Source organism: Rhodococcus sp. NPDC003322, assembly GCF_053589555.1.
Genome location: NZ_JBSFSC010000001.1, coordinates 584,751 through 610,729 on the forward strand (window position 1 = coordinate 584,751; position 25,979 = coordinate 610,729).

Genomic DNA, 25,979 nt, shown 5'->3' on the forward strand with positions numbered 1-25,979 from the left:
GAGCATATCCCCGCCCACCGACAAGATCGCTGCGCCACCCTGGCGGGTAGCACGGGGGTATCACGGCCAGCAGGTCAGCGAACGCCGAGGAGCCCGAAACCGCTTCTACCTGCGGCGATTGAGTGCCCCCAGTCGGACTCGAACCGACACTTTGCGGATTTTAAGTCCGCTGCCTCTGCCAATTGGGCTATGGGGGCCGGCCGAAGCCGTGGTGGAAATCAGAGCACCGAGAGTGCGATCCCGTCCAGGATGTCGTGCTCGCTGACGATCAGCTCGGTGATGCCGGCGCGGCGGGAGAGTTCCCGGCCGAGAACGTCGGCGACGATCGCGCCGCCACCGATCACGTCGACCCGGCCCGGATGGATCGTGGCGATCGCGGCGCGCTGCTCGTGCGTCATGTGCAGAAGGCTGTGGTTGACCTCGTGCAGCCGCTCCAGCGACATCCGCGACAGGTGCACCTGCTCGGCGTCGTAGTGCGGCAGGTCCAGAGACACCGCGGCGAGGGTGGTCATGGTGCCCGCGACACCGACCCAGGTGCGCGCCTGCTCGACGGGTACCCGGTCGAACGCCTCGCCGAGCTTCTCGGCCGCGAAGGCCTGCGCCGCCACGACCTGGTCCTCGGTGGGCGGATCGTCGTGCAGGCACCGTTCGGTGAGCCGAACGCAACCGATGTCGGTGGAATATGCGGCGTGTACCCCTCCCCCGTCGCCGAGGACCACCTCGGTGGAACCGCCACCGAGGTCCACGACGACGAAAGGTCCTGTCGCCGGGTCGAGTTCGCCGACCGCACCGGCGAACGACAGCCGCGCCTCTTCGTCGCCGGTGATCACCTCGGCGCCGGCGCCGGGGATCACGGCGCCGAGCACCTCACGCGTCATCGCGAAGAAGTCCTCACGGTTCGCGGCATCCCGTGTGGCGGATGTCGCGACCATCCGGACCTTGCCGGCACCGGTCTCGCGGATCATCCCCGCGTACTCCTCCAGCGCAACCCGGGTGCGTTCGATCGCCTCGGGGGCGAACCGCCCGTTGGCGTCGACGCCCTGGCCGAGTCGGTTGACACGCATCTCCCGGACCACGTCGGTGAGGCGGCCGCTCTCGTCGGCGTCCGCGACGAGCAGACGGATCGAGTTGGTGCCGCAGTCGATCGCGGCGACCCGCTGCCCGGCAACGCTGCTCATTCGCCGCGGCCTTCGGGTGCGACGTACCGCGGCCAGTCCTCGGGAATGGCGGTGCCACGCAGCCCGGCGTCGGCGGCGAGGGCGACGGACTCGTCACCAAACGGGTTCACGCCCGGCCCCTTGGCCAGGGCGTGCGCCATCAGCACGTGCAGGCACTTGACCCGGTCCGGCATCCCTCCGCCGGTGAAATCCGTTCCGAGCGAGTCGATTTCGTTGCGCTCGGCGAGATACGACTCGTGCGCGCGGCGATACGCGTCAGCGAGTTCGGGGTCGCTGGACAGGCGCTCGGTCATCTCCTTCATCACGCCGGCCGACTCCTGCCTGCTCGCCTCGGCGGTCAACCGCGGGTCGGTGAGGTAGTAGAGCGTGGGGAAAGGCGTGCCGTCGGGCAGGCGCGGCGCCGTCTTGACGACTCCGGGGGTGCCGTCGGGTGCGCGGTACGCGATCGCGAGCACACCGCGCGGCTCGCGGCCCAGCTGCGCTGCGACGACCTCCAGGTCCGCCTGGGGAACGTTGTTCTCGGCCGGCTCGGTCACCCGGTGGGCCCTCCTTGATCTTGTGGAATGGTCATCGACCCGGCACCGTCGGGTGCGGGGGCGGGTGCCTGCGGCGCCGGTGCGGGGGTCGCGGTCGGGTCGGGTTGCGGCTCGACGATCGGCCGCCACAGGTCCGTGTACCAGGGGTCGCCGTCGTGCTTGGGCTTGGTGAGGTCCTCGACGGGCGGGGCGGTCGCGCCCGGCAACTGCACCTGGTACGGGGTCTCCCCCGGCATCACGTACTGCAACCGTTCGCGGGCCTGCGCCCGAACGTAGGCCGGGTCGTCGGCCTGCTGGTTCTCGCGCGTGAGCCGCGCGACGTCGGCTTCGAGCTGCTCCCGCTGCTCGGCGACCTGCTCGGCCTCGCTGCGCTGGGTGAGGTAGGTGCGCAGCGGGACCGCCAGGGTCAGTGCCAGCGCGCAGATCACCATCGCGAGGACGACCGCACGGGCGGTGGACAGCCCGAGGATGGTCCGTTCGGGGGTCGGCGCCACCGGTCGGCGACGACGGGACCGTGCGCCGACCGGCTTCTCGGTCGGCGACGGTGTTGCTCCGGCGGCCTCCGGCGGGCCGGAGGTGTCCGGGTCGCCGGGCGCGGCAGATCCCGTGGGGCGGGTCCGCGACGACGGGCGTCGCGCCCCCTCCCCGCCGCGGCTGCGACGGGGATCACGGCCTCCCGGGCTACCGCCCGGTCGGGACCTGCCGCGCTGGCTCATGATCGGTCGGCCGGATCAGGCGCCGAACGCGAAACGCGGGAACGCGAGCTCGCCGGCGTAGCGGGCGGCGTCCCCGAGGGACTCCTCGATCCGCAGGAGCTGGTTGTACTTGGCGACGCGCTCGGAGCGGGCGGGGGCACCGGTCTTGATCTGGCCGCTGCCGACGGCGACGGCGAGGTCGGCGATGGTGGTGTCCTCGGTCTCGCCGGACCGGTGGCTCATCATCGTCTTGTAGCCGTTGCGGTGCGCGAGGTCGACGGCGTCGAGGGTCTCGGTCAGGGTGCCGATCTGGTTGACCTTCACCAGGAGCGCGTTCGCCGCACCCTTGACGATGCCGTCCTCGAGGCGCTCCGGGTTGGTGACGAACAGGTCGTCGCCGACGAGCTGGATCTTGTCGCCGATCGCCTCGGTGAGCGCGACCCAGCCCTCCCAATCGTCCTCGCTGAGCGGGTCCTCGATGGACACGAGCGGGTACGCGCCGAGCAGCTCCGCGTAGAACGCGCCCATCTCGGCGGCCGTGCGGTTCTGGCCCTCGAACTTGTAGCCGGTGCCGTCGGTGTAGAACTCGGTGGCCGCGACGTCGAGAGCGAGCGCGACGTCGGTGCCCAGCTTCAGGCCGGTCTTGCCGACGGCCTCGCTGATCAGGTCGAGCGCGGCCTTGGTGCCCGCGACGTCGGGCGCGAAGCCGCCCTCGTCGCCGAGGCCGGTGGACAGGCCCTTGGCCTTGAGCACCGACTTGAGCGAGTGGTAGACCTCGGCGCCCCAGCGCAGCGACTCCTTGAAGGTGGCGGCGCCGACCGGCGCGACCATGAACTCCTGGACGTCGACACCGGTGTCGGCGTGCGCGCCACCGTTGAGGATGTTCATCATCGGCACGGGCAGCACGTGCGCGTTCGGGCCACCGACGTAGCGGAAGAGCTCGAGGCCGGAGGACTCGGCAGCAGCACGCGCGACGGCCAGCGACGCGCCGAGCAGCGCGTTGGCGCCGAGGCGGGACTTGTCCGGGGTGCCGTCCTCGTCGAGGAGGGCCTGGTCGACGGCGCGCTGCTCGGCGGCGTCGATGCCGATGATGGCCGGTGCGATCTCACCGAGCACGGCCTCGACGGCCTTCTGCACGCCCTTGCCGTTGTAGCGGTCGCCACCGTCACGCAGCTCGACGGCCTCGTGCTCGCCGGTCGACGCACCCGACGGCACCGCGGCACGTGCGAACGTGCCGTCGTCGAGCAGCACCTCGACCTCGACCGTGGGGTTGCCTCGCGAATCGAGGATCTCGCGGGCTCCGACCTGCTCAATGATGGCCACGGATGGTTCTCCTTATTGGCGGCTTTTCGTTGTGTGGGCGACGCCAACACGGCCCGGCTGCGCGGGGCGTTGACGATTTCGCTACATAGTGCCAGGTCTGAGCCTAACCGCGGCAACCGGCTGCAGTGCCGTGGCACACGCCGGGCCGAGAGTCACAGCGCGCCCCACACGGCGACTCACGGTGCACTCTTCACGGCATAGGTGTTGGCCCGGTCCCGGACGTCGAGCAGGTACTGGCCGGACAGGTTGTACGCCATCAGCGCCTGCCGCCAGCCCGCTTCGGTGGTGAGGTCGCCGCCGCGGGCGCACAGGTACCGACCGGCGGTCAGCGCGGCGTCGTCGATGTTGTCGGGGTCCGCCACCCCGTCACCGTTGGCGTCGACGCCCCAGCGGCGCCAGGTCTCCGGGATGAACTGCAGCGGTCCCATGGCCCGGTCGTGCACCGGGTCGCCGTCCATCGCACCGCCGTCGGTGTCGGGGATCTCGGCGACCCCCGGTCCGCCGTCGAGCGGGATGCCGCGGATCGGCGGGGCGACGGTGCCGTCGGCGGCCACCCGGGCACCCCGATGAGTGCCGTGCCTGCTCTCCACCCCGGCGATGCCGGCGAGTGTGGTCCAGGCGAGCCCGCAGTCGGGCCGCGACTGCGCCATCACCGCAGCGGCGTACCCGTACGCCTCCAGCGCGGTCCCCGAGACGCCGATCGCGTCCGACACCCCGGAGGCCCAGTCGGCGAGCCGGTCGGCGGTGCGGCCGGGACCGTCGACGTCGATCGGCGGCAGCGGCGCGCCGGGCCGCGGTGGGACGTCCTGCGGAATCGGCACCGTCGGCTGCTGCGAGCAGCCGGAAAGGACGGCCGCGAAGGTGAGCGAGGCAGCGACGCCTCCCATTGTCACGGTTCGGCGGGTCACCGTGTCCATCATCCACACCGCGAACCCTCGGCAACCAATCCGGGCATATCGGGCACCCCGGCAACCACCCCGAATCCGGCTTGTGGTAAGTGCTACCTTATCCGGGAGCTACCAAGGTTCGCCTTCCCTGAATTCGGGCGGGTGACCACGCACAGAATGAGGGGCCACCCGTGCTCGCACTCGCCGCCGACGCCACCGCGCCGAGCATCGCGACCCAGCTGTTCGGCAGCGGCCTCATCGGACTCCGCGAAGGCCTCGAAACCGGCATCGTGGTCATGATCCTGATCGCGTTCCTGGTCAAGTCGGACCGCCGCGACGCCCTCAAGTGGGTGTGGCTCGGCGTCGGCGCCGCCGTCGCGATGGTGGCGATCATCTTCGCCGCCATCCACTTCGGCACCTCCACCGTCACCGGCACCGCGGCCGAATTGATCAGCGGCATCGCCTCTCTCGTCGCGGTCGCGATCGTGACCGCGATGGTGCTGTGGATGCGCACCGCCGCCGCGTCCATCTCCGGCCACCTCAAGGACAGCCTCGGGAAAGCCCTCGCGGTCGGCCCGGTCGCCGTCGCCGCGATGGCGTTCTTCGCCGTCGGCCGCGAGGGCGTCGAGACCGCGCTACTGCTCGTCGGGTACGCGGAGAACGCGGGCAACAGCGTCTGGCCGCTCATCGGACTCCTGCTCGGCATCGCGGTCGCCGCGGTGCTGACCGTGCTGCTGTACTTCGGCGCCGTCCGGATCAACTTCGCGAAGTTCTTCAAGTACACCGGCGTCTTCCTGATCGTCGTCGCGGCAGGCATCCTCGCCTACGGTGTCCGCGCCCTGCAGATCGCCGGCTGGCTGCCCGGCGGCTCGAACCTCGCGTTCGACGCGTCCGCGAGCTTCGACACCTCCAGCTGGTACGGCACCGTGCTGCAGGGCATCTTCAACTTCCGCCCCGACCCGACGGTGCTGCAGGTCGTCGCGTGGGTGGCCTACATCGTGATCGTGCTGCCGCTGTTCCTGCGCCCGGTCACCAGGAAGCAGCCCGCGGCGCCGAAGCCCGCGTCATCCGCAACGTCCGACCTTCCCGCGTAACCGAAAGGCACCACCACCGTGCGTCGATCCACCCCCGCCCTGGCCCTGCTGGCGCTGACCCCGCTCGCGCTCGCGGCGTGCACCGCGAAGACCGAGTCGGACGCCGACGCGATCGCGGTCACCGCGACCGACACCACCTGCGACATCGCGGCGAACACCGCGACCACAGGCACCACCACCTTCTCGATCACCAACAACGGATCGAAGGTCACCGAGTTCTACGTCTACGGCGCAGGTGACCGGGTAATGGGTGAGGTCGAGAACGTCGGTCCGGGTCTGACCCGGCAGCTGATCGTGAACCTGCCCGAGCCCGGCACCTTCCACACCGCCTGCAAGCCGGGCATGGTCGGCGAGGGCATCCGCTCGGAGTTCACCGTCACCGGCGAGGCGAAGGTCTCCACCGACGAGTCGGGCCGGCTCGCCGAGGCCGCCGACGGCTACAAGCGCTACGTCACCAGCCAGGTCACCGCACTGCAGGAGACGGCGGCGAACTTCGTGGCCGCGATCAAGGCCGGCGACGTCGCGGCCGCGAAGGCGCAGTACCCGACCACCCGCACCTACTACGAGCGCATCGAGCCGATCGCCGAGTCCTTCCCCGACGACCTCGACCCCCGCATCGACCTGCGGGAGGTCGACGTCGAGCCGGGCCAGAAGTGGACCGGCTTCCACCGGCTCGAGAAGGACCTGTGGGTGACGGGCTTGCAGCCCGACACCAACGCGATGGCCGACCAGCTGATCGCCGACCTGCAGGAACTCGCCGACGGCATCGCCGCCGAGGACTTCACCGTCGACCCGATCCAGGTCGCGGGCGGCGCCCAGACCCTGCTCGACGAGATCTCCCGCACCAAGATCACCGGCGAGGAGGACATCTTCAGCCACACCGACCTGTACGACTTCCAGGCCAACGTGGACGGCTCCCAGGCCGCGATCGCCTCCGTCCGTCCGATCATCGACGAGCGCAACCCGGAGCTGGGTCAGCGGATCGACCAGCGGTTCGCCGACCTCGACGCCGCCCTCGCCCAGTTCCGCGCCGGTGACGGGTTCGTCTCGTACGACACGGTGACCGAGCCGCAGCGTCAGGAACTATCGCACAAGATCGACGCACTGTCCGTCGAGGTCAGCCAGGTGCAAGGTGTCGTCGCCGAAGCCTGATTCCATGTCTGATTCCCGGCCCGGGATCTCCCGCCGTGCCCTGTTCGGCGCGGTCGGAGCGGGCGTCGTTGCCGCCGGGGCGGGCGCTGCCGTCGGTCGCCTCACCGCACCCGACACCGGCTCCTCCTACGGCGAGGTGGTCGAGTTCCGCGGAGCCCACCAGGCCGGCATCGTCACCCCCGCGCAGGACCGGATGCACTTCGTCGCATTCGACGTGACCACCGACTCGCGGGACGACCTGGTGGCGCTGCTGCAGAAGTGGACCGTGATGGCCGAGCGGATGACCGCGGGCAAGGAGGCGGCCGAGGACGGCGCACTGGGTGCCGGCGCGCACAACCCGCCCTCCGACACCGGCGAGGCCCTCGATCTCGACGCCTGCCAGCTGACACTGACGATCGGCTTCGGCCCGTCGCTGTTCGAGAAGGACGGCAAGGACCGCTTCGGCATCGCGGACAAGCGGCCCGCAGCCCTGGTCGATCTGCCGAAGTTCACCGGTGACGCGCTGGAGCCGGCCCGCAGCGGCGGCGACATCTGCATCCAGGCGTGCGCGAACGACCCGCAGGTCGCCGTGCACGCGGTGCGGAACCTGGCCCGGGTCGGGTTCGGCACCGTCGCGGTCCGGTGGTCGCAGCTCGGGTTCGGACGCACCTCGTCCACGTCGACGAGCCAGACCACTCCGCGAAACCTGTTCGGGTTCAAGGATGGGACGCGCAACATCAAGGCCGAGGAGGACGCCTCGGTCAACCAGTTCGTCTGGGTGGACCCGGCCGACGACCAGTCCTGGATGGGCGGCGGCTCCTACCTGGTGGCCCGGCGCATCCGGATGCTGATCGAGTCGTGGGACCGCACCGTGCTGACCGAACAGGAGCGGGTCATCGGCCGCGCCAAGGGCAGTGGCGCTCCGCTCGGACAGCAGGACGAGTTCGACGAGCTCGACCTCGACTCGAAGGGCCCGAAGGGCCCGCTCGTGGACGAGGCCGCGCACGTGCGCCTGGCATCGAAGGAGGAACTCGGCGGCATCGAAATCCTGCGCCGCGGATACAACTTCACCGACGGCTCCGACGGTTTCGGCCACCTCGACGCGGGACTGTTCTTCATCGCCTACTGCCGGGATCCGCAGAAGCAGTTCGTGCCGATGCAGCAGAACCTGGCCCGCAACGACGCGATGAACGAGTACATCAAGCACGTCGGCTCCGCGGTGTTCGCGGTGCCGCCGGGCGTCGAGGGCGACGCGTTCTGGGGATCCTCGCTGTTCGGCGGCTCCCTCGCCCAGAACGGTCAGGCGGAGAAGTGAGCGGTCAGTAGGCGCCCTCGGCGCGGAACACGGCGGCGGCGGTCTTCCACAGGATCATCACGTCGAGCGCTATCGACCAGTTCTCGACGTACCGCAGGTCCATCCGCACCGATTCCTCCCAGGAGAGGTCGCTACGGCCGCTGACCTGCCACAGGCCCGTCAGACCGGGTTTGACGAGCATCCGCCTGCGCACACCGCCGTCGTCGTACTTCTCGACCTCGGCGATCAGCGGCGGCCGGGGGCCGACGAGGGACATGTGCCCGGCGACGACGTTGAACAACTGTGGCAGCTCGTCGATCGAGTACCGCCGGATGAAGTGACCGACCCTGGTCACGCGTGGATCGTCGCGGATCTTGAACAGGACACCGGCTCCCTCGTTGGCACGGGCCAGCTCGGCCAAGCGTGCGTCGGCGTCCCGAAACATGCTCCGAAACTTGATCATTTCGAATGTCGTGCCTGCGCGTCCGACCCGGGTCTGCCGGTAGAACACGGGACCGGGACTGGTCAGCCGGACCGCACAGCCCACCGAGACCAGCAACGGCGACAACGCGACCAGCAGCGCCAACGCCAGAACGCGATCCAGAACCGACTTGACCACCCATGCGGGTCCGGTGAAACGCGGCGCGCTCAACTGCAGCAGCGGCGTGCCCGCCACCGGGCTGATGTGCAGCCGCGGCCCGACGATGTCCATGAGCGCCGGAGCGATCAGCAGATCCGCCCCCGTGCCCTCGAGGTCCCACGCGAGCCGCTGAGTGCGCGACTGCGACCAACCGACCGAGGGCAGCAGGGCCACGGCGGCGTAGCCACGCAGAGCGACAATCCCGACGATGTCCTGTTCGGTGCCCACCACGGGCACCCCGTCGACGTCGACCGGCAGGCCCTCCGAAGCCGTGACGCCGGCAAGGCAGACCGCCTCGACCTTCCACCCCGCGTAGGTGGCCCCTCTGGTTCGGTTGATCAGCTCACGCACCGACGCCTGGTCGCCGGCAGCCACCACGGACCGCAGGAAGGCACCCGACCTCCGGCGGCGATGCAGCCACCGCCGCAGAAGGTACCGACCGGACAGCGTCAGCGCGGCGCCGAGCGGCAGTGCACCGAAGACCCAGGAGTGTCCGCCCGCGGTCTCGACGGCATACCCGACGACCGCCATCACCGCGATCACCATCACGTACGCCGACATCACCCGGCGGAATTCCTCGGAGCCACAGCCGAGCACCCTCGGATCCCAGGCGTGATTCAACGCGAGCGCCAGCAACGTCAGAATCGGGACTGCCAGCGCAACAAACAGATTGGAGTGAGTGTCGAGAACGACCGGATCGTGGTAGACCGCCGACACGAGTACGTCGGCGGCAAGCACGCCCAGCGTGTCGACACCGAGCGCCATCAGGCCGTAGCGCGATTCCCAGCCCGGCCGTGGCGGGGGCGGAAGCGGTAGCGGTAGCCGCCATGCGCCAGAGGGGCGAACCGCGTCCGCGAGCAGTCGTCCACACATCGGGCACACGAGCCTCGGCCCGCCCCGGACCGCCTTGTTCCCCGTATCGGCCACTGCATCGCATTCACACATCTGGAATGCCCAACCCGTTGCTCATAATCCACCCCAACAAACGTGGGCTAAAACATACCTCAAGTTGGTTATAGCGCTCAAGGGACGTTCATACCCCGCTTATAGGAGGTTAACTAGACGTTGAGACTGGGACCTGCGGATCGAGACGCGGCCACCGGAATCCACCCGGCCCGGAGCAGGTCGGCGCAGCGCTCCGCCGCAACGGGAGGACTGAGCAGGTAACCCTGAGCGCGGTTGCAACCCAACCCGAGCAGCACTCCCGCAGCCAGATCGGTCTCCACACCCTCGGCAACCAGATCAAGATCGAACGACTTGGCCAGTCCCACAATGGATTTGACAATCGCAAGATCACCCGAGGAATGGCCGAGGTCGCGCACGAACTCGCGATCGATCTTGAGAACGTTGAACCGTAGCTGTTTGAGTTGGGCCAGGGAGCTGTACCCGGTCCCGAAGTCGTCGATCGCCACCCGCACCCCGAGGTCGGCCAGCCCCTGGAGCGCGACCCGGGTGCGATCGAGATCGCCGACGACCGCATTCTCGGTGATCTCGAGGCACATCCGATCCCCGGTCACACCGTACTCGTCGAGGATCCGCGAGACGACGTCGAGGAACTCGAGCCCCACCAGTTGCGCCGGTGACACGTTCACCCGAAGCGTGACGTCGAGCCCGGGAATGTCCGCGCACCACCTCGCGTAATCACTGCACGCCCGACGCAACACCCACGCCCCGAGTTCGCCAGCGAGATTGGTCGACTCGGCAACCGAGATGAACGACTGCGGCAACAGCAGGCCCAGCGCCGGGTGGTCCCACCGCGCCAGCGCTTCGACGGCAAGGATCTCACCGGTCCGCAGGTCGACCTCCGGCTGGTACACGAGGTGAAGCCGATCTTCGTCGATCGACGACCTGAGGCTCAGTTCGATTATGCTCCGGGCCTCGATCTCCGCGCGCATGTCCTCGGTGAACGCAGCGATCGCGTTGCCACCCCGCGCTTTCGCCGCGATGACGGCCTGATCGGCCTGCCACAGCAGATCGACTGCCGTGCACTCACCGGGCACCCCAACCGCGATGCCGATACTCACGCTGCGACCGAAGGACACGGTGCCGAGCGTCACCCGCTCGTTGACGAGCTCGCTGATCCGTTCCGCTTCGCGGCACGCCCCGTCCACGTCGACCTCCCCACCGAGGACGACCACGAACTCGTCCCCCCCGAGCCGCGCCACCAGGTCCTGCGACGAGCAACGGCCCGACAACCGGGCACCGATCTCGACGATGAACCTGTCACCCGCGGTGTGCCCCAGGAAGTCGTTGAGGGTCTTGAGCCGATCCAGGTCGAGGAACATCATCGCCACCGGGCCCCTTTGCCCGGGCATCATTCGGCGATCGAGCTGTTCGAGCAGTGACCGCCGGTTGGCCAGCCCGGTCAGCGCGTCGTTGTGCGCCCAGTAGAGAAGCAGACCCTCGGCACGGACTCGTTCCTGCACCTGGGTGAGGAGGGCGGCGATGGCCTTGAGCACGTTGACCTCCGCGGGACTCCAGTCCCGGTCACCGAATCGAACGAATCCGAGTGTCCCGGTCGTCACGTCGCCGGACAGCAGCGGTATCGCCGCCAGTGTCACCCGCGGTACGCCGGATCCAGCGGTCACCCGATCCTGATAGCCGGTGTCCTCCCCTCCCGGCCGGACGAAGCCGATCTCCTTGAGGTGTTCGGCCCTGGCGAATTCCGGGTCGGCATCCTCGAAGTAGACGACCGCGAGGGGATCCGGGTCCGGTACGTTCGTTCGGTGCGGCCATTCCGCGACGAGGATCGTCGCACGGATGTCATGGTCGTTGCGTCGTAGGAAACACGCGTCCAGTTCGAAGTAGTCGACCAGGTCGTGCAGAACCTCCTCGGCACTGTTCACCCAGGTGCGGGCGGTGGTCGCGGTCAGGCGGGAGGCGACGACGGTGACGAGTTCCTCGAGTGTGTGCGCTGACATGGCGGGCTCCTCAGGGCGTCGCAGGATCCGCAGGGCGCCGCCGGCTCCGGACCGATGCGGCAGCAGAGTGGCTGACTCGAAGCACCAATGCGACAGCCTCGCCCGGACCGACCTCGAACAACTCATGCCATGCTGCGCTACCCACAGCCAGTTCCTCCGCGTACGCGGGAGCCAACCCCGCCAACTCATCCTCCTCCAGTCCGTAGAGGAACACCGGCGAGATCGGCTGCACGGCCAGGCCATGGTCCTCGGCCGTGATCCACACGGACTCCACCGCGCACCCGCCGCGGACGAAATCCGCCGGATCCGTCCCGCTCACCACGATGGCCGCCAGTGCGGTGCTGGACATGATCCGATCGCGGCTGGCCGCGCCCAGCGAGTGCCCCAGTCCCCAGTCGGCCAGAGTCTCCATCGCGTCGGCTCGGCACAGCACCCGCAGCGCCGAGAGATCCGCGTCATCGAGTTCGAGCGATCGCACGTCGATGCCGGTGGCCATGCGATCCACACCGGGCCAACGCAATTCACCGATCATCTCGGCGTGCAGGCGCGGATCGAGAAACCGGATCCGCTCGGCGGCGGCGAACACCGTCGCCGCCGTGTCGATGGCAGACCGCTCGGTGACGATGGCCAGCCGCACTCCTTCGGTCCTCGCGGATCCGGCCAGCGCCTCACGTACCTCACCTGGTAACGGTCGGCGTGAGCCTGCCCGCCGGTTGGTCCCTCGCCGAACCACGCCGTCGAAACGGCGGGCCAGCTCCGGGTCCGTGCCGGAGCCGAAGGTCATCGTCGCTACCAGGGTGGGCGTGGTGACGTCGCCGAACAGTTCGACCGGCCCGAGCAGTCCCTGGGTGGCGGCGGCGACTCGCGCGTTGAAGAGCGCCGCGCCGATCGCCACGTGGCTCCCGCGGTACTGCACATCCATCGCCGTCGACCGGCTGGGGTCGAGGTACAGCCGCAACTCGTCCCGCGTCACCACGACCCGCCACGGCTGGGCATTGCCTCCCGACGGAGCAAGGCAGGCGGCCCGCGCAACCGCGGTCGGACCGTCCGTCGGCAGGACCTCGACAGCCTGGTCCGGGACTGCGTCGCCGCCGGCCTCGACGATCGGGGCGCGCACGTCGTCGAGTCGCTCGTCGAGGTCGACCCGAACCCTCCCTGACGACAGGGGACGCCCCAGACCGATCCGACGGACGGCCGCAGCCACGCTGGCGCCGCCGAGGAGGACGTCGCCGCCGAGCTGTGGCCAGGTGGAGATCGTGCTGCCGACCTCGATGAGGGAGGCAACCATCCTGGTCGACAGGTCCGCCGCGCCGAGGATTCGCAGGATGTGCGGGATCTTGTCCCGTGCCGACAGCCCGGACAGCTCCGCGCTGTCGCGTTCACCGAGCAGACCGTGGAACAGTGCGCGGCCAGGCTCCAGGTCGTATCGCTCGACATCGATCAGGCCCCGGTCGCTGGTCTCCATCAGAACCGGCAGGCGACGACGACGGGCCTCCTCCCGCACCGCGACCTTCACGTCGAGCGAATCGCATTCCTCGACCACGAGGTCGAGGCCGTCGAAGAAGGCACCGACCGTGTCCGCGGTGACCCCGTCCGGCCAGACGGACACCTGCAGGTACGGGTCGATCTCCGCAATCCGGCGTGCGGCTGCGATCGCCTTGTTCACGCCGAGGTCGAACACCGTGGCGGGCACTCGGTTCAGGTTGGACAGCTCGAGGGTGTCGAAGTCCGCGAGCCGAATCGCGCCGACCGAGGACTCCAGGGCGAGGGCGAGGGCGACGGCGTGTCCGACGCTGAGCCCGACTATGCCGACGTGCAGCTCGGCCAGGCGCAACTGCTCGTCGTCGGTGATCTTGTTCCGGTTCCGGTCGAGCCGTAGCAGCCGGTAGCCGGTCGGGCCGAGGATCCGTACCGCCGCCCGCCGCCATGGGTAGTAGGCCCACCGGGCCGACTCGTCGAGAACCGACGGGTGCGGCTCCGGGACGAGTGCGCGCAGCGCTGCACGCTGGGCCTCGAGCTCGTCGTGACATCGCACCCCGTCGCCCTGACACAGCTCCGCGATGCACGGAGTGTCGGCAGGCGACCCCTCGTCGAGAAGCGTTGCCGTGTAGTCATCCTCATGCTCATGCACTGGCATCGCAATCCTCGTCGGTCTGCCGGACCGGCCCGGACCGGCCCGGTTCGTGCACCGCCCACAGGCGGGCGAACTGCTGCGCCACCGCTCGGATACGGCGGCTGTCACGGTCCCACCACATCATTTGCGTGCGGTAGCGGTCGTCCGGGTAGGCCGCCGGAGGAATCCGGGTGGCCACCACTCCCCCCGACGACGCCCACAGGTCCAGCACGTGATCGGCGGCCGATGCCATCAGGAACTGGACGTCGAGCAACTCGAGCGCGCACACCCCGACGGAGGCCAACGACTGGGTGAGGGCCCGCCGATTCGGTGCCCCGTCGCGAACCCAGGCCGCCTTCATCTCCACCACGCCGAATGGAATGCGGTCCGCGATCATCTCGCGCGCGGCACCCTCACCGACCTGGTTCGACCATTCCTCCATCACGTGGGACTGTTCCGGAACGTCGTACGGCCCCTGCGCCCGCAGGCCGCCGTTCACGGTGCCGTCCGCCGCGACTGCGACGAAGAACAGCGTGGTCGTCCTGCCGTCGCGGATCCGGTCGTACTCGAGTGCCTCGACCACACCGTGCTTCGAGTAACTCTCGAACGCACCGGCGAGATATGCCGACCACAATTCGGGTTCCTCGTCCGGTCGCGCTGCAACGAATCGACATTCCGACCTCGGATCCCACACACTGGTCTCTTCGAATTTCTTCTCGGCCCCCCGAATTGCACAGGAGAGTGCACGGGCCATCACTGCCTCCAGTTTCGGACTGTTCGAGTTCGGATTCGTACCGGAAACCCGACCATCCGCGGAGCGTGCGCCTAGGTCAGCGAGATGAAGAGTTCGAACCCGTTCGGCGCGCGGGTGATCTCGATTTCCTCGGCGAAGGCACGGTCGATCATCCCTTCCTTTGCCGCGACCTCCACCTGGTTCCACACATCGGCCGCCGGATCGTCGACAGGTCCGTCCGGGACGAATCGCGCGAAGTAGCCGGCCGGAACCCGCACCATCACGTCACCTTCAGCAAGGTGCTCCGCACCGTCGCACCGGTACCCGACGACCGCGATCGAATCGCCCTCCTTGTTCGGCGCGTACACCGTCACGATCTCGGCGACGCCGCGTTCACGCATGCGTTCGCGGGTGAACTCCATCAGCCCGCCCGACCGTTCCCCCGACGCTGGATCCACATTCGGCAGGACCAGTCCTCCGATGTCGACGACGCCGCACTTGACGATCTCAAAGCTCATGACCAGATCTCCGGGACGGGGCGTCGACCGCGATGTAGAGGTCGATTCGGTACGCGTGCGGGTAGCACTCGTAAGCGCCAGCGGCGACCCTGCCGATCCGCCCCGCATCCTCCGCCTCCCGCACCTGCTGCCACAGGTTGCTCACTACGTCGGGAAATTCGCCGGTCGACACGAACCGCGCATACCGTCCGCCCGGAATCCTGGCCATGACATGACCGCGCATCACGTCCTCGATCGACTCGCACCGGTAACCCACGACCTGGGTGTAGAAGGATCCGGCCTCGGCTGAATGATCCGTGTAGATCGACGCGAGCGGCCCTGGGGGATTCTGCTTGAGCACCGAGGACCAGGCTCGCTCGAGATTCGGATCCCGCAGCATCCCCAACGGACGCTTGGGACTTCGCACCGGCAGTCCCCCCACGAACGTCTGGCCGAGTTCGACGACTTCAATCTCCCCGGACCGCAATTCCACCACGCTCCCTCCCCGGAACGGGTTTCCCTTTGCTCGCGTCGACACCCGGTCCGGTCACAGCAGATCCACCATAACCGCGAATTCGTGGCGTTGGGGAGACATGACCGGATGACGAAATGCCTATTCCCGCCAGACCATTCGAGCACCAAACTCGACGATTCAAAAGTCGGATGTAAACAAACTTCAAGTACTTTATTGCCCTTGAAAGCGGGTGAAGAGTGTGGTTAGTTGGACGGAGTCCACCACTCGAGGGTCCGAACGAGGGGAAGACAGACCAATGCGGTGCAGACTGTGCGACTCGGCTCATCGCCGCCGCCGTCGCCAACGCGGCACGTCCATCGACTCGCCAGCAAGGCCGGCACGTAGCGCAGCAGCGCGAGAAACACGTGTTCCCCGCCCGGTCTCCACGCGGCCACCCTCCAGCCCGTTGGCCGGCCACACAGAGCGCAGAGGAAGGCGAACGCCATGAAGGTCGTGCTGTTCTGTGGGGGTTACGGAATGCGCATGAGAAATTCTCGCAACGACGAGATCCCCAAACCAATGCAGATGGTCGGCCCCCGGCCGTTGCTATGGCACATCATGCGGTACTACGCGCACTTCGGACACACCGAGTTCATCCTCTGCCTGGGGTACGGGGCCGCCAAGATCAAGGACTACTTCCTCGACTATCACGAGGAGCAGTCCAATGACTTCGTGCTCCACGGCAACCGTGTCGAACTGCTGCATACCGATATCAGCGACTGGTCGATCACCTTCGTCGATACCGGCCTCGAATCCCCGATCGGCGAAAGGCTACGTCGAGTCCGACAGCACCTGAACGGCGACACGTGCTTCCTCGCCAACTACGCGGACGTACTCACCGACGCGCCGCTCGACAAGGTGATCGAAAGATTTCACGAGTCGGGTGCTGTCGCCTCATTGCTCGTGGTTCCGCCGCAGTCGTCCTTCCACTGCGTGGACGTAGCCGAGAACGGTGAGATCAAACAACTGACGCCGATCGGCCAGTTCCCGATCTGGGAGAATGGCGGGTACTTCGTGCTCACCCAGGAGATCTTCGAGCTGCTTCCCCCCGGCGGCGACCTCGTCGCAGACGTTTGTGGAACCCTCGCCGGTCAGGGCCGGCTGTACGGCTACCGGCACGAGGGCTTCTGGAAGCCTGCGGACACTTTCAAGGAACGGGCTGAGCTGGACGCGGGATACGCCCGAGGCGAGCATCCGTGGATGGTCTGGGCCGACTCAGCAGGCGTTCCGAGCTCATGATCAGTCTCCGCGCGACCGACCTCGTCGAAGTGGCCGTCCTCGGCGCGCACTGCGACGACATTGCCATCGGTGCGGGCGGAACACTCCTCACACTCACCACCTCACATCCCGGACTGCGGGTGCGGGCCCTGACGCTGTCCGGGACCGATACCGGTCGAGAGATTGAGGAGCGGCACGCACTCGCCGCCCTATGCCCCGACGCAGACCTCGAAGTGACGGTGCTCGACGTACCAGACGGACGAGCACCCGGATACTGGGAGCCGATAAAGAACGCCCTTGAGGCATTCAGGTGCACTGTCGAACCTGACGTGGTGTTCGCACCGCATCGCAGCGACGCACACCAGGACCACCGGCTACTCGCCGAGCTGGTTCCGACGGTATTCCGTGATCATCTTGTGCTCGGCTACGAGATCCTCAAGTGGGAGACGGATGCGCCGACGCCTACGGTGTTCCATCCACTCGCCGCGAAAATCGCCGAGGAGAAGGCCCGAATCCTCCTCAAGCACTACCCGTCCCAGACCGACCATGACTGGTTCGACGAACGCGCCTTCCTCGGGCTGTCGCGGCTGCGGGGAGTGCAGTGCCACCAGCCGCACGCGGAGGCGTTCGTGGTGGAGAAGGCGACCATCCGATTCGCAGGGAGCTGACCATGCGCGTACTCGTCACGGGAACCGAAGGCTATCTGGGCTGCCTGGTCGCGCCAACGCTGATCTACGACGGGCACGAGGTAGACGGACTGGACACCGGCTACTACAAAGCGGGATGGCTCTACGACGGCGTGGCGCGGATACCGCACACGCTGGTCAAGGACATCCGTGACGTCACCGCCCACGATCTACTGGGTTACGACGCGATTGTTCACATGGCCGAGCTCAGCAACGACCCGATCGGCGACCTGATCGGCGACGTCACCTTCGACATAAACCATCGGGGCTCGATGCACCTGGCAAGGCGGGCCAAAGAGGCCGGCGTCAGCCGCTTCGTATACATGTCCTCCTGCAGCGTTTACGGCGTCGCCGAGGGCACCGTCGACGAGACGAGTCCGATCAATCCGCTCACCGCGTATGCAAAATGCAAGGCACTGGTAGAGCGCGATCTCGCAGGGTTGGCCGACAACACTTTCTCCCCGACCATCCTCCGCAACGCGACCGCCTTCGGCGCCTCGCCTCGGATGCGATTCGACATCGTGCTGAACAACCTCGCCGGTCTCGCGTGGACCGAACACGAGATCGCCATGACCAGTGACGGCACCCCGTGGCGCCCCTTGGTGCACGCTCTCGACATAGCCGGTGCAATCCGGTGCGCACTCCGAGCGGACAAGTCAGAGGTGAATTCACTGATTGTCAATGTTGGTTCCGACGAGAATAATTACACCGTGCGCTCGATCGCCGAAGCAGTCGGTCGTGAATTCCCTGGATGTTCGGTGAGTTTCGGAGCACCGAACCCCGACAACCGCAGCTATCGCGTGTCGTTCGCCAAGATTCACCGCCACTTTCCCGAATTTCGGACCGAATGGGACCTTGCGGCGGGCGCCGCGCAGCTGCACCGCGTCTTCGCCAGAATCGACTTGGATGCACCGACATTCCGGGGTCGGGGTCACACGCGACTGAAGCAGATCGAATACCTGATGAAGACCGGACAGGTCGACGAGGAGCTCTTCTGGAAGGACCGGCAATGGAATACAGCCGTACCGACGTGGACGGCGTGACGATCGTCGACATCGAACCGCATCTGGACTCCCGTGGGTTCTTCTCCCGCTCCTTCGACACCCACGAGTTCGAGTCACACGATCTCGCGTCCGCCGTGATCCAAACCAACATCTCCTTCAATCACGTGACCGGAACGCTACGTGGCCTCCATCGTCAGCGCCCGCCGTACAGCGAGGCGAAGCTTGTGCGATGCACGCGGGGCGCGATCGTCGATGTCGCTGTTGATGTGCGCGAAGACTCGGCAACGTACGGCAAACACGTCATGGTGCAACTCACCTCCGACAACCATCGCGCACTCTTCCTGCCGCCATACGTTGCGCACGGATTCCTGACGCTGGCCGACAACACCGAGGTGATCTACCAGGTCAGCGGCCCGTACGAACCGGAAGGCGAAGAGGGATTCCGTTACGACGACTCCGAGTTCGGCATCGCGTGGCCACTCCCGGTGACCGTCATCTCGGACAAGGACGCCAGCTGGCCGTTGGTTGCAGACATCGAGAGGCCACGACAATGATCTACATCGATACTCTCCTGCAAGAGCGCCATCTTGCCGACAAGCCGATTCGGGTGGCGATCGCCGGATGCGGCTTCATGGGGCGGGGTCTCGTCAATCAGATCGTCAACAGCATTGCGGGAATGGTTGTTTCCGCAATCGCCGTGCGCAGACCCGAGCAGGCATTGCGCGCACTCAACGATGCCGGGGTGGTCGAATCAGTCGAAGTGACCAGCCTCGCCGACCTCAACCGCGCAATCGACCGCGGAACACCCGCGGTGACCCAAGACTTCCAGGCGATCACCCAGGCCGATGCAATCGATGTGGTCGTCGACGTCACGGGTGCCGTCGAGTTCGGATGCCACCTTGCCCTCGATTGCTTCCAGAACGGCAAGCACCTGGTACTGATGAACGCCGAGGTCGACGCCACCGTCGGAGCGGAGCTGGGACGCAGGGCCGATTCCGCAGGCGTGGTCTTCACCGGATGCGACGGCGATCAGCCCGGCGTGGAGATGAACCTTTACCGCTTTGTACGCAGCATCGGAATGACACCGCTGGTGTGCGGAAACATCAAGGGGCTCCAGGACCCGTACCGAAACCCGACCACCCAGCAAGGGTTCGCCGAGAGATGGGGTCAAGATCCGTGGATGGTGACCAGCTTCGCCGATGGCACCAAAATGAGTGTCGAGCAGTCGATCGTTGCCAATGCGACCGGAATGTCGGTACACCGGCGCGGGATGCTGGGCCGCGATCATGAAGGCCACGTCGACGAGTTGACGGAGATGTACGACCTCGACGAGTTACGCGCACTCGGCGGGGCTGTCGACTATGTCGTATATGCCAAGCCGAATCCGGGGATCTACGTTCTGGCGGCTCAGGATGACCCGAAGCAGAGGCACTACCTGGAGTTGTACAAACTCGGGAAGGGCCCCCTCTACAGCTTCTACACTCCATACCATCTGTGCCACTTCGAAGTTCCGCAATCCATCGCGCGTGCGGCTCTGCTCGGCGACGCGACCGTGCGGGGGCTCCCCACACGTCACGTCGAAGCGGTCACCACTGCCAAGCATGATCTGAAGGCCGGCACGGTGCTCGATCGACTCGGAGGGTACGACTACTACGGCGAGGCCGAGAAGGCGCACATTACAAGGTCGGAGCAACTGCTCCCGATCGGTGCGGCCCAAGACTGCACGGTGATTCGAGACATTCCGAAGGACGCAACGCTCACCTACGACGACGTCCAACTTCCCGAGGGAAGGCTTGTCGACGAGTTGCTGGCCGACCAGGCACGACTGCCCGTGGGGATTCCGCCGATCAGCAGATGATTATTTGGACTGTCGTCCGTCGGTGTTGATGTCACGAATGCGTCCGTCGGTGTTGATATCACGAATGCCATCGGTCCGTCCTTTCGTCCGACCATTTCCGGGGCCCGACTACGGAGATCTCCGAACCACGGAGTTCGCCGACATGGGACTTCCATCCACCTCATGCCCAGGGGAACTCCCATGCCCAGGGGAACTCCCAGGTGGCGGTTCGGTACGACCTCGCTCGTCGCCGACCGTTCCTGGGGCGAGCCGCGGGAGATAGCCCCGCCAGCGGCCGATCCCGATGTATACGATTGCGAACGTCAGGGCAGCGACCGTACCCGGCACCACCGCGGACGCGCGATCTCCTGGCGCAGCAGTCGCGCTTATCGGAAGCGCGACCGCCGTCGCGAGCATTCCGGCCGCGCACGGCCCCGCGACCGATCGCAGATAGAGTTCCTGTCCGATGCCAACACGCCAGTGCAGGAACCCCACTCCGAGCACGTTCGCAACCACGATCCATCCGGCCGACCCGGCCAAGATCCCGGGAAATCCGAACGCCAGAGCAAGCGGAACAACGACCACGACGCAGAGCGCGGCATCAGCGAGCGCCGTCATCGCAATCAAGCCGGCCCGCCCAATCGCGAAGAGGGTCGCCGAGCACACACCGGTCGAGACGTTCACAGCCACCGCGATACACAGCGCCGTTACCACCGCCACGATTCGCGGATCGCTCGCCCCCAACCACAGCGGGACGGCGCTCGTCGCCGTCGTTGCGAGTATCAGCGGCAGGAACATCCCGACCGCGGCGTTCCGCTGGGTCAACCGCGCATAGTCCCGCAGGATCCCCGCGAGTCCACCAGCCGCAAACGCCCGTGTGAGATGGGTGGTCAGCGCCACTGAAGCGGCCGAACCGAATGCCTGTGCTCCCAACGCCAGCCGGCTTCCCAGTTCGTAAGCGCCAGCGGCAGCCGGCCCGACCACGAAACCCGCAATCAGCTTGCCGGACTGGAAAATCACAATGTCGGCGACCCCCAGCGCCTGGCCCTTCACGCCGAATACGACGATCTCCCGCGCGATCGCCAGCCGTGGCCTTCCAATCACGATGCGCCGCTCGTCGAGCAGGATCGAGACGACAACTGCACATAGTCCTACACCCGCACCCACCGCGGTCCCGAGGGCGAACGCGCTCAGCGTGGGCGAAAGTAGCAACCCGACGACACCGCCCATGACCTGAGCGCCTCCCAGCACCGAAAGCCCCAAGCTCGCAGCCACCATCCGGCCCCGCCCGAACGAGGCGGCTGCCAACGCACGAGCCAGCATGCCAGTCGCCAGCACCGTTGCCGCACAGACGAACAGTGTCCTGGTCACGCTCACGTCGCCTGTACGCAGCACACTCTCCAACCGGTCGGGGACGAGCAGTGGAATCGCCAACAGGACGGCACCGAGCATGACGAGGACGCTGACGCACACACCAACCACCGCACGTTCGTGCTCGTTGTCACCGCGCGCATGGTCAAGCGCGACAAATCGATTGGCGGCCCGCGAAACCCCCAGGTCGAGCAGCGCCGCGTACTGAGCCATCGCGCCGGTCATGGACCAGATACCGTAGTCGTGCAGGCCGAGCCGGGACACCACGAACGGTGTCGCGAGCAGGTTGGCGCCGAAGCCGACAGACAGCGGCAACATCTGGGCTGTCGCGCCGAGCTTGAGTGAGTGGACGCCGAGAACGGCAGGCATCGCCTTCTCCCTCGAATCGCTAGCTGTCTCGAACGCGGCACAACGCCGGCCGGCGAAGCGTAGGCTCACAACGACGCAGTGCGATGATGGCGGTGGCCACGCGCGTGAGCGCAGGCCTGCACTCCGGCGGAGAGGGATCGCGGTGCCCAGACTCAGCGTGTGCGTACCTGTGTACAACAGTGAGGACACCGTCGAGCGCAGCCTCGACAGCATACTGGCGCAGTCGTTCCGGGATTTCGAGTGCATCGTGGTCGACAACCACTCCGACGATACAACCGCTGAACGAGCCGAGCGCTACACAGTGGACCAGCGGCTCAGGTTGGTGCGCAACGAGTCGAACATCGGGCTGGTGGGTAACCACAACAAGTGCCTGCACCTCGCCCGCGGCGAACTGCTCCAGTTCGTCCACGGCGACGACTGGCTGCTCCCCGACTGCTTCAGTCGGCTCGTCCCGAGGTTCTCGGCCGGCAATGTCGGGCTCGCCTTCGCACCGCGACGCGTGGAGAGCACCGACGCCCAATGGCACGCGCGGTATGCGCAGTTGCATCGTCCGCTCGAACCGCTCGAACCGGTCAACAGCGGACCGCAGATAGTGCGCCGATTCGTCGCGGGGGGTGCCGTAGGCAACTGGATCGGAGAGCCGACATCCGTGATGGTACGGCGCGAACTCCTTGTCGCGGTTGGAGGTTTCCGGCCACAGCTGCCGACCCTCCAGGACATCGACGCGTGGCTTCGGATACTGGCGCGGGCCGATGCCGCGTGGGTCGACGAGGAGCTCACGGTGCGCTGGCACCACGACAACTCGTTCACCGCACATCACGACACCACCAGGACCGGATCGCTTGATCACCTGTGGCTGCTCTCGGGTCTCGCGCACAACACCGACCTCGATGCGAAGGTACGACTTCGCGCACTCACACTGTGGGCCCGCGGTGTACTCGGAATCTCCCGAACCACACTATCGTTCCCGAAAGGACAGCGCACCAATCGATTCCGTCAGCTCGGCGAGCACGTCCGCGCCGTCTGCACGCGAAGGTAGAACTAGCCCGCGATCCGACCTCTACAGACTCGACCAGCATACCCTACCGGTATCCCGTTTAGGAGTGTAGAAACAGACTAGAAGTCGGTAGACGAGGGGCCGAGCCTCTGTCACTCGCCGCGCCGCGATCGCCGATCCCAGAGGACATCCGCAATGACCGTTGGATCCGTCGCAATAATCGGCTCGCGAGGCTATCCAAGCTTTTACGGTGGCTTCGAGACCCTGGTCCGCCAGCTCGCGCCCTATCTGGCCGATCACGGCTGGGACGTTACGGTCTATGGTCGCCCCGGCGCGACCGCAGACTTGTCAGCCGATCGCCACCCGGCCGTGCGAACGCGGAGCACCAGGGGAATCGAGTCGAGGTCGGCAAGCACGCTGTCGTACGGCGCCACGTCGGTCCTGGACGCGGCCCGCGTCCGCCCCGATGTCGCGCTGATACTGAACGTCGCCAACGGTTTCTGGCTGCCGGTGCTGCGCGCCCGCCACATCCCGTCGGTGGTGAATGTGGACGGAATCGAGTGGGAACGTGCCAAGTGGGGCCGCGTGGCGAAGTCGATGTTCCGGCAGGGGGCCGCCCTCACCGCGCGCTACGGCGATATCCTCGTCTGCGACTCGCACGAGATAGCCGACTATTGGATGGCACAGTTTCGGCGTGAGAGCGTGTTCCTCCCGTACGGGGGCGATTCACCGAACCGAGACCTCGAGCCCGTCGCGGGGCTCCACAGGCACGGTTACGTATTGCTGGTCGCCCGTTTCGTGCCGGAAAATACCGTGAACGAATTCATCGATGCCGCCGAGGCCCTTTCCAGCCGGCACGAGATCGTCATCGTAGGTTCGTCCGGCTATGGCGGGCAGCTGGAGGAACGCGTGCGGGCGCTCGATCGAGCGAACGATCGGGTGCATTGGATGGGACACGTATGTGACGATGCCAAGCTGTTTTCCCTGTGGCAAAACGCCGGAACGTACTTTCACGGACACAGCGTCGGCGGCACCAACCCGGCTCTCGTCCAGGCAATGGCATGCGGGGCCCCGACAGTGGCCCTCGATACCGCGTTCAACCGCGAGGTCCTCCAGGGCTGCGCGGTCTTTGTCGAGCCCAACCCCCGCGACATCGAGTCCGCAATCGACGGAGTGATGACCAGCCGTTCACAGCAGCGGTCACTCGGATCACGGGCACAGCAGCGGGCACGTGACTGCTATTCCTGGGAGTCTATCTGTGCGGGCTATGCAAGCACGCTGCGCAGAGCAATGCGGACCCAGCCCGCGCGGACGCGAACACCACACCCGCCGTGGCACGTCCGCGTCAGGGCGGCAATACCATTCGCCCACAGCAGCCACTGACGACGCCAGCGGCCGCGGCGCGATACCAGGAGGAGCCATTCTCCGCCCGCAGGCCGATGATGCGCCGTAGCGGGGTCAGCGCCGCCATCGCCAGTAGCGTGCCCCACAGCGCGAGCGCCGCACCAAACGCGACAGGAGCGGCATAGAACTCCAGGTAGAAAAGCGCCTTGGAGCGGAAGTACTGTCCAGCAGCGAATTCCCGGACCGGCGCAGTGGAAGCGCCCCCGAGATGGGTGATTACCGCCCGCGGCTCCAGCACGACCCCGACGCCGAGCCGCGCAAGCTTGCGGGCGATCGCCTCCTCCTCGTGGTACAGAAAGTACCGTTCGTCGAATCCGCCTGACCTGCAGAAGTTCTCGGCGCCAATCGCCATACACGCGCCCTGCACGTAAGGCACCGGTCCCCCGGTCCGGTATACCGCAACGTCCGGCGGGATGTCGCGAGGCAGCATCCGCTGTGAGAGAACGGTCGGCATAAAGACCTCCCCGAGGTCCGACGGCACTCGAGACCAGCGCCGTGCACGGGTCTGCTCTGCCCCCGACGCATCGACGATCCTCGGCCCGACCAGTGCGTTCTCGCGCAGCACCGTTCCTGCGAGGATCCCTGTGGCGCCAGCGCCGAACGACGCGTCCGGATTGAGAAAGATAAGCACCTCGCCGTGAGAATTTGCGGCCCCCAGGTTGCAGCCCGCCCCGAATCCGCGGTTTGCGCCCGCCCGGATCACCCTCGCGTCGGGGCGTACGCGGACCGCCTCCCGGACACTACCGTCATGCGAGGACTGGTCAACGACCACGACCTCGCACCCCTCTGGGATCGATCGCAGGCAGCGCGCGATCGTTGGCTCAGAGTTGTAGGTCACGACGATCACCGACACGGTGGGCTCGGCCGCGCCGCCTCCCGTGTCAATCGGCGTGCCTTCCGGTTCGTAGCCTGTCATCCCGCACCCATCCGATCGCGCCACAGCGCACCTAACCTGCGCTGGAACCGCTCGAAGGTGAAATCGCGGAGCTCGTCGACCACCGCTTCGTCGCAGCGAGGATCACGCAATACAAAGGGCCGCCGCCCCCACCTGATGCATGCACCCGCGATGGCAGGCGGCAACCCGCCTCTGGCATGCTCAGTCGCCACGACTGGCACCCCGTGCATCATCGCCTCGACCACCTTGACCTTCATCCCACCGCCGAGTTCGATGGGCGCGAACACCGCGTCCACCGCGTCATAGAACCGCGACACTGTGTCGACCGGCCCCCACACATCGACGCCATCGACTCGAGGCAGCGACTCGGACCCAAATCCCGCCACCACGACTCTGCGCTCGAGTGGGCGCAGCACCGGGAGCCACTGCTTCACGAGTCGCACGTATGCATCGCGATTGGGTGGATAGTCGAAATTCGCGAGCATTCCGTAGGTGCAACCGCCGTTCGACACGGGGCCAACGCGCCGGTCGCGTTCGAGAGTGTCCGTGACCGGGGTCGGGAGCCAGACCGCGTCTCCGCCGATAAGGTCACGATCGCACCAGGACGCAGCAGAAACCATTGCGGCTCTCCTGGATTCCGAC

Annotated in this window: 24 protein-coding genes and 1 tRNA gene; 10 read left to right on the forward strand and 15 right to left on the reverse strand. The window is 66.9% G+C overall.

What is annotated here, in order from left to right:
- Positions 1–123 precede the first annotated feature (123 nt).
- The 6 genes from ACWDUM_RS02705 to ACWDUM_RS02730 form a co-directional block, all read right to left on the reverse strand.
- Positions 124–197: transfer RNA gene (locus ACWDUM_RS02705), tRNA-Leu, on the reverse strand.
- A 21-nt stretch (positions 198–218) separates the two neighbouring features.
- The gene (locus ACWDUM_RS02710; RefSeq protein WP_450132789.1) at positions 219–1,178 is read right to left on the reverse strand and encodes a Ppx/GppA phosphatase family protein; all 960 of its coding nucleotides are present in this window, start codon (positions 1,176–1,178) and stop codon (positions 219–221) included.
- Positions 1,175–1,714, reverse strand: coding sequence for a DUF501 domain-containing protein (locus ACWDUM_RS02715; RefSeq protein WP_450132790.1), 540 nt, complete (start codon positions 1,712–1,714; stop codon positions 1,175–1,177). The genes ACWDUM_RS02710 and ACWDUM_RS02715 overlap by 4 nt, the downstream gene beginning before the upstream one ends.
- Entirely contained in the window at positions 1,711–2,208 is a 498-nt protein-coding gene (locus tag ACWDUM_RS02720; protein WP_450114135.1) for an FtsB family cell division protein, read from the reverse strand. The genes ACWDUM_RS02715 and ACWDUM_RS02720 overlap by 4 nt, the downstream gene beginning before the upstream one ends.
- Before the next feature lie 237 nt (positions 2,209–2,445).
- Entirely contained in the window at positions 2,446–3,732 is a 1,287-nt protein-coding gene (eno, locus tag ACWDUM_RS02725) for a phosphopyruvate hydratase (RefSeq protein ID WP_450132791.1), read from the reverse strand.
- A gap of 176 nt (positions 3,733–3,908) precedes the next feature.
- Complete coding sequence (locus tag ACWDUM_RS02730; protein WP_450114165.1) at positions 3,909–4,619, reverse strand: lytic transglycosylase domain-containing protein; 711 nt, start codon at positions 4,617–4,619, stop codon at positions 3,909–3,911.
- 191 nt (positions 4,620–4,810) lie between these two features.
- Here ACWDUM_RS02730 and efeU point away from each other — a divergent pair, with 191 nt between their 5' ends.
- Genes efeU through efeB form a run of 3 tightly spaced genes read left to right on the forward strand, consistent with a single transcriptional unit; the run spans position 4,811 to position 8,159 of the window.
- The gene (gene efeU, locus ACWDUM_RS02735) at positions 4,811–5,713 is read left to right on the forward strand and encodes an iron uptake transporter permease EfeU (protein ID WP_450132792.1); all 903 of its coding nucleotides are present in this window, start codon (positions 4,811–4,813) and stop codon (positions 5,711–5,713) included.
- 18 nt (positions 5,714–5,731) lie between these two features.
- Positions 5,732–6,865 (forward strand): iron uptake system protein EfeO, encoded by a 1,134-nt coding sequence (efeO, locus tag ACWDUM_RS02740; protein ID WP_450114132.1) that lies wholly within the window; start codon positions 5,732–5,734, stop codon positions 6,863–6,865.
- Positions 6,866–6,869: 4 nt separating this feature from the next.
- Complete coding sequence (gene efeB / locus ACWDUM_RS02745) at positions 6,870–8,159, forward strand: iron uptake transporter deferrochelatase/peroxidase subunit (RefSeq protein ID WP_450114131.1); 1,290 nt, start codon at positions 6,870–6,872, stop codon at positions 8,157–8,159.
- Positions 8,160–8,163: 4 nt separating this feature from the next.
- On the opposite strand, the gene ACWDUM_RS02750 is transcribed toward efeB, so the two are convergent.
- The 6 genes from ACWDUM_RS02750 to ACWDUM_RS02775 form a co-directional block, all read right to left on the reverse strand.
- Positions 8,164–9,543, reverse strand: a complete 1,380-nt coding sequence (locus ACWDUM_RS02750) for a sugar transferase (RefSeq protein WP_450132793.1) — start codon at positions 9,541–9,543, stop codon at positions 8,164–8,166.
- Between the two features lie 293 nt (positions 9,544–9,836).
- The gene (locus ACWDUM_RS02755; RefSeq protein WP_450132794.1) at positions 9,837–11,699 is read right to left on the reverse strand and encodes a putative bifunctional diguanylate cyclase/phosphodiesterase; all 1,863 of its coding nucleotides are present in this window, start codon (positions 11,697–11,699) and stop codon (positions 9,837–9,839) included.
- A 10-nt stretch (positions 11,700–11,709) separates the two neighbouring features.
- Positions 11,710–13,830, reverse strand: coding sequence for an Rv1355c family protein (locus tag ACWDUM_RS02760; RefSeq protein WP_450132795.1), 2,121 nt, complete (start codon positions 13,828–13,830; stop codon positions 11,710–11,712).
- A complete protein-coding gene (locus tag ACWDUM_RS02765; RefSeq protein ID WP_450132796.1) occupies positions 13,823–14,446 on the reverse strand; it encodes a hypothetical protein in 624 nt (207 codons plus the stop codon). Before ACWDUM_RS02765 ends, ACWDUM_RS02760 begins: the two co-directional genes overlap by 8 nt.
- 191 nt (positions 14,447–14,637) lie before the next feature.
- Positions 14,638–15,063 (reverse strand): hypothetical protein, encoded by a 426-nt coding sequence (locus ACWDUM_RS02770; protein ID WP_450132797.1) that lies wholly within the window; start codon positions 15,061–15,063, stop codon positions 14,638–14,640.
- The gene (locus ACWDUM_RS02775; RefSeq protein WP_450114125.1) at positions 15,053–15,538 is read right to left on the reverse strand and encodes a GyrI-like domain-containing protein; all 486 of its coding nucleotides are present in this window, start codon (positions 15,536–15,538) and stop codon (positions 15,053–15,055) included. Before ACWDUM_RS02775 ends, ACWDUM_RS02770 begins: the two co-directional genes overlap by 11 nt.
- Positions 15,539–16,000: 462 nt before the next feature.
- Here ACWDUM_RS02775 and ACWDUM_RS02780 point away from each other — a divergent pair, with 462 nt between their 5' ends.
- The 5 genes from ACWDUM_RS02780 to ACWDUM_RS02800 are packed head-to-tail and all read left to right on the forward strand — an operon-like array spanning position 16,001 to position 20,322.
- Positions 16,001–16,795: a glucose-1-phosphate cytidylyltransferase gene (locus ACWDUM_RS02780; protein ID WP_450132798.1), complete on the forward strand. Its 795-nt coding sequence runs from the start codon at positions 16,001–16,003 to the stop codon at positions 16,793–16,795.
- On the forward strand, positions 16,792–17,442 hold the full coding sequence (locus ACWDUM_RS02785) for a PIG-L deacetylase family protein (protein WP_450132799.1): 651 nt from the start codon (positions 16,792–16,794) through the stop codon (positions 17,440–17,442). Before ACWDUM_RS02780 ends, ACWDUM_RS02785 begins: the two co-directional genes overlap by 4 nt.
- Positions 17,443–17,444: 2 nt before the next feature.
- Entirely contained in the window at positions 17,445–18,503 is a 1,059-nt protein-coding gene (locus tag ACWDUM_RS02790) for an NAD-dependent epimerase/dehydratase family protein (protein WP_450132800.1), read from the forward strand.
- Complete coding sequence (gene rfbC / locus ACWDUM_RS02795; RefSeq protein WP_450132801.1) at positions 18,470–19,018, forward strand: dTDP-4-dehydrorhamnose 3,5-epimerase; 549 nt, start codon at positions 18,470–18,472, stop codon at positions 19,016–19,018. Before ACWDUM_RS02790 ends, rfbC begins: the two co-directional genes overlap by 34 nt.
- Positions 19,015–20,322, forward strand: a complete 1,308-nt coding sequence (locus ACWDUM_RS02800) for an NAD(P)H-dependent oxidoreductase (RefSeq protein ID WP_450132802.1) — start codon at positions 19,015–19,017, stop codon at positions 20,320–20,322. The genes rfbC and ACWDUM_RS02800 overlap by 4 nt, the downstream gene beginning before the upstream one ends.
- 108 nt (positions 20,323–20,430) lie before the next feature.
- Here ACWDUM_RS02800 and ACWDUM_RS02805 read toward each other — a convergent pair whose 3' ends face one another.
- Positions 20,431–22,041 carry a lipopolysaccharide biosynthesis protein gene (locus ACWDUM_RS02805; protein ID WP_450132803.1) on the reverse strand — a complete coding sequence of 537 codons (1,611 nt, stop codon included), beginning with the start codon at positions 22,039–22,041 and terminating at the stop codon, positions 20,431–20,433.
- Positions 22,042–22,183: 142 nt separating this feature from the next.
- Here ACWDUM_RS02805 and ACWDUM_RS02810 point away from each other — a divergent pair, with 142 nt between their 5' ends.
- Positions 22,184–23,080, forward strand: coding sequence for a glycosyltransferase family 2 protein (locus ACWDUM_RS02810; RefSeq protein WP_450132804.1), 897 nt, complete (start codon positions 22,184–22,186; stop codon positions 23,078–23,080).
- 153 nt (positions 23,081–23,233) lie between these two features.
- Positions 23,234–24,421 (forward strand): DUF1972 domain-containing protein, encoded by a 1,188-nt coding sequence (locus ACWDUM_RS02815; protein ID WP_450132805.1) that lies wholly within the window; start codon positions 23,234–23,236, stop codon positions 24,419–24,421.
- Here ACWDUM_RS02815 and ACWDUM_RS02820 read toward each other — a convergent pair.
- Both ACWDUM_RS02820 and ACWDUM_RS02825 read right to left on the reverse strand, forming a co-directional pair.
- Complete coding sequence (locus tag ACWDUM_RS02820) at positions 24,384–25,358, reverse strand: glycosyltransferase family 2 protein (protein ID WP_450132806.1); 975 nt, start codon at positions 25,356–25,358, stop codon at positions 24,384–24,386. The two genes, ACWDUM_RS02815 and ACWDUM_RS02820, sit on opposite strands and share 38 nt — an antisense overlap.
- Entirely contained in the window at positions 25,355–25,957 is a 603-nt protein-coding gene (locus ACWDUM_RS02825; RefSeq protein ID WP_450132807.1) for a glycosyltransferase family 4 protein, read from the reverse strand. The genes ACWDUM_RS02820 and ACWDUM_RS02825 overlap by 4 nt, the downstream gene beginning before the upstream one ends.
- Between the last annotated feature and the right edge of the window lie 22 nt (positions 25,958–25,979).